2 protein-coding genes are annotated in these 3,585 nt (G+C 43.4%); both read left to right on the forward strand.

The features are described from left to right. The first annotated feature begins 298 nt into the window (after positions 1 to 298). Positions 299 to 3,181: a hypothetical protein gene (locus tag ACTTJ8_RS11515; RefSeq protein WP_442721267.1), complete on the forward strand. Its 2,883-nt coding sequence runs from the start codon at positions 299 to 301 to the stop codon at positions 3,179 to 3,181. Positions 3,182 to 3,401: 220 nt separating this feature from the next. Further along, positions 3,402 to 3,585 (forward strand): AAA family ATPase (locus ACTTJ8_RS11520; RefSeq protein WP_442719892.1); only part of this gene is annotated, 184 nt, incomplete at its 3' end.

Raw genomic sequence — 3,585 nt, forward strand, 5'->3', positions numbered from 1 at the left:
GAAAGTCCTGCAAGAGCGGTTTATTTTCTTCCGAGCCTAACAAGCGTTTGAATGCATAATCGTTGGTGAGGGTTATCTGTAATTCGTCTTCCATACTTGTAGAAAGTATAGGACATCGGGATATAAAATGCAATGTGTGGAGTACAGGAGAAAAACGCAAGGCGGGGTAAAAGGTATCGCCGTATACAATATTTTTAGGTAGTCATAATGCGGAATCCCTGGTTGATTGGGACTGAATGCTTGACACACCATTTTTTTTGCGGTACAGCTCTTATGAGTTGCAATTTTAGAGGTTCCCATGTATTCACGTAAAAAATCGTTTTTTATCATTGTTTATTCTCTATGGCTCATAGCCCATGCTGTTGGAGCAGGCTTACTGGTACATAAAACAGAATATTTCGATATTATTTATGCAAAAGAGTCTGAAAAAAGCGCCGCATTGCTCGCAGAATATGCAGATTCGTATGCGAAAGAAATAGCAGGGCGTCTCGATAAGCAAATTTTGGTGAGAATGCCGGTATATATTCTCGCCGGAGCGGAGAGTTTAAACGGATATTTTACTTTTTTCCCCTATCCGCGTATTGTGGTATTCGATACTGTTCCCGAAGACGGTACACTCGGAAACCTCACTGACAGTATGCTGAAAGTGTTTTACCATGAATTAACCCATGCTATATCGCTCATTTATTTTTTGCCGGTACTGCCGCTTTCATTTAATGAAGGTGCGGCTGTTTCTTATGAAAGTCTTGACGGACAGCAGGGACGCTTACATGATCCGCTTTTTTATCATCATTTAATGCAAGGGAAAATTGACAGATGCACTCCATCGTGGCAAGAGGCTGCCGGACAGCGGGACGTATACCCGGGGGCATTTTGGGGCTATCTCTATGGTGCGGGATTCGCGGACTATCTGCAAAGAATATATGGAATGGAATCCTATGCGCAGTATTGGCAGAGTTCTTTTTTCATTTTCCCCCAGAGTAAAACCAAGCATATTTTTGGAAAACCGCTGAAATCGCTCTGGAGTGAATTTATTCAGAACATTCAAACCCCTGCGGTAATACGCTTACCCGTGCCTTTTCAGCAGACAGGAAAAGCAGGCTTTAAGTTTACCGCAGCAAATCGACAAGGTTTTGCTTGTTTTGATTTTACCCAAAAAGAGGTACGTTTTTATACATCCACCGGAGCTTCTAGAAAACTATTTACCGCTAACCAGAGCCTCTCTCATTTAAGTTTTTCACCGGACGGACAGCTGCTCTTAGTAACCGATATCATTCAATCGTTAGAGGGTGAAAAACACCGGTCTGTTATCTTTGATATGGCAGCCAAGCGTTTTTTGCCTACCGAATATTACTCGCTCCGCACGGCTGCTTTTTGCGGTAACAACCGTATTTGCGGTGTACAAACCGATGGGCAATATTCCCGCCTCGTCATTGCAGATATGCACAATGCCGATACACAGGAGGAAGTTTTCTCTGCCGGTCCCGGTATGCCGTATACTGCTATCTATGATCCCATATATGCAGGGGAAAATACCATTGCCTGTATCGCCGCAAACGGTATGAACCGTGATATTCTATTTATTAACCAAAACACTAAGAAAATTCAAAAGCTGGTATTTCCGGAGCCACTACCGGCGATCCGCTGCTTGCAAACGAATACTACCGATGAAGGGACGCTGCTTACCTTTTCATGGGCAGAAAAAGGAATGCTCTACCGTGCAGCAACCTATAATCCGAAAACAAACGCACTCAAAGTTTTACAGGAAGATATTTCCGGCGGTGTTTTTTATCCGGTAGTACTGGCTCAAGATACGCTTCCGGCATCAAAGACAGGGAATGAAGCTTCGCATAAAAGAGATTCGGCGGAGTCTACCGCTGATACGGCAGTGGTTGGTGTCTCTCCGGCTGATATTTCTGCCGGAGAAAACAAACAGTCGGCTGCCATGCTTGTCTACACTGGAGTACATGCAAAGTATAACACGCTGTATACAGTCTCAGAGGAGCTTTTTGCCGAAAAACAGGCAATGCTCACCGATTATATGCCGGATGCAGCGGAAGTGCCGAGTATTTCTCCCAAGACCGAACTGCTTGCTCCCAAAAAGTATCGGTATCTCTCGTGGATGTGGCGGGTCTTTCCTCTATTATATGTTGCGCTTCCCGATGATATAAAAAATATCAATCAAACCGGTCTTGCTTTTGATATGTACGGGATCGATCCGACAACACTTTTATCATTTAAAACGGCATCAATCTTTTATTTTAAGCCGTTTTTTTACCACATACATGCAAATCTTGCCGTTAATACGAAACCGGTTGGTTTTTCAGTGCAATTATATGATCTCAATAATCATTTCCGGTACAGAACCATCGGAGGGGCATTAGATGCGTCATTTCCAATACCGAGTAAAAACGGATATCAGCATATAGCGCTCAATGCGGGAATCTCGGCAGAAGCGTTTTCTTTTTTCTCAAAAGACTATGCTATGCAAAAGACGCTGTACGGCTACAAACTAGGCAACGCTGTTCTTTCTGAGCAGATAAGTTTCCGCTATGCCTATCTCAAACCGTCGGTTGCATTAAACACACCTTTTTTTGCGAAATCGATCACAGGGGTTGATGTCAGGACTGGAGTAAAACACGGGTACCATTTTGAGTCCTATGTTCATGCAGGGATATTGCAAGCGCTTGTTGGCTTTCATGCGCCCCTGTTGCCGCTCACAGTTCAATGCAGCGGCTATGCCGGGTACAATGCATATTATACCCCCGAATTAGGTACCTATACTTTTTTCAACCATCCGGCATTCATGGGACTAAGCACGTATCTTCCACCTATGACGGAACATCTGCAAGACGGGGCAGCAGTCAAACAGAGCGGGGGCAGCATAAATACCGGTTTTGCATTTGATACCGAGCTGACACTTCTTAGCTACGAGATTCAAACCGGCAGTTCGTGGCTTCCGATCTTTTATAATCGATTTACTCTAAGCTTCGGCTATAAAAATATGCTGAATTTTTTAGGGAACAACTCAGCTGCGCTGATGCCGTACTTTTATCAATCGGTATACGGACGGACAGCTATTACAATTAGCGGAGCTGCAAAACTCGGCATTGAATATGCTCATCCGATAAAAAAGAATGCACTCGGCAAACTGAAATTACTGTTTACCGCTGATTTTTAAAATCTTCAGTCTCTCGGTGCGTCCGCTGTTAGGAAATCAACATACCCCAACGCGGCATGTGCGTATTAACTCTCCGTACGAATAAACCTGTTCGAAAATGCAACTATCGAATAGGTTTGATATTTCGATCTGCTGTATATCGACAGTACATACAGCACCGGAATATCCTTATGCAACCGGATAAATTGCAAAAAAGTATTAATTGCAGTATACTGTTACTATGACTATTCCTCGGAAATTGCCTATTGGTCTACAGAGTTTTAAAGATTTACGGGAAAAAGGTTTCCTTTATGTGGATAAAACGGAATACCTTTTTCGGTTAATAAACAGCAGCAAGGTTTATTTCTTGAGCCGTCCGCGGCGGTTTGGGAAAAGCCTCTTTCTTTCAACCTTAGCAGCCTATT

Origin of the sequence: Treponema sp., from assembly GCF_052169735.1 — a bacterium.
GTDB lineage: Bacteria > Spirochaetota > Spirochaetia > Treponematales > Treponemataceae > Treponema.

Coding starts and splice junctions, on each gene's coding strand:
- ACTTJ8_RS11515 (WP_442721267.1), top strand. CDS start 299: ATGTATTCACGTAAAAAATCGTTTTTTATCATTGTTTATTCTCTATGG.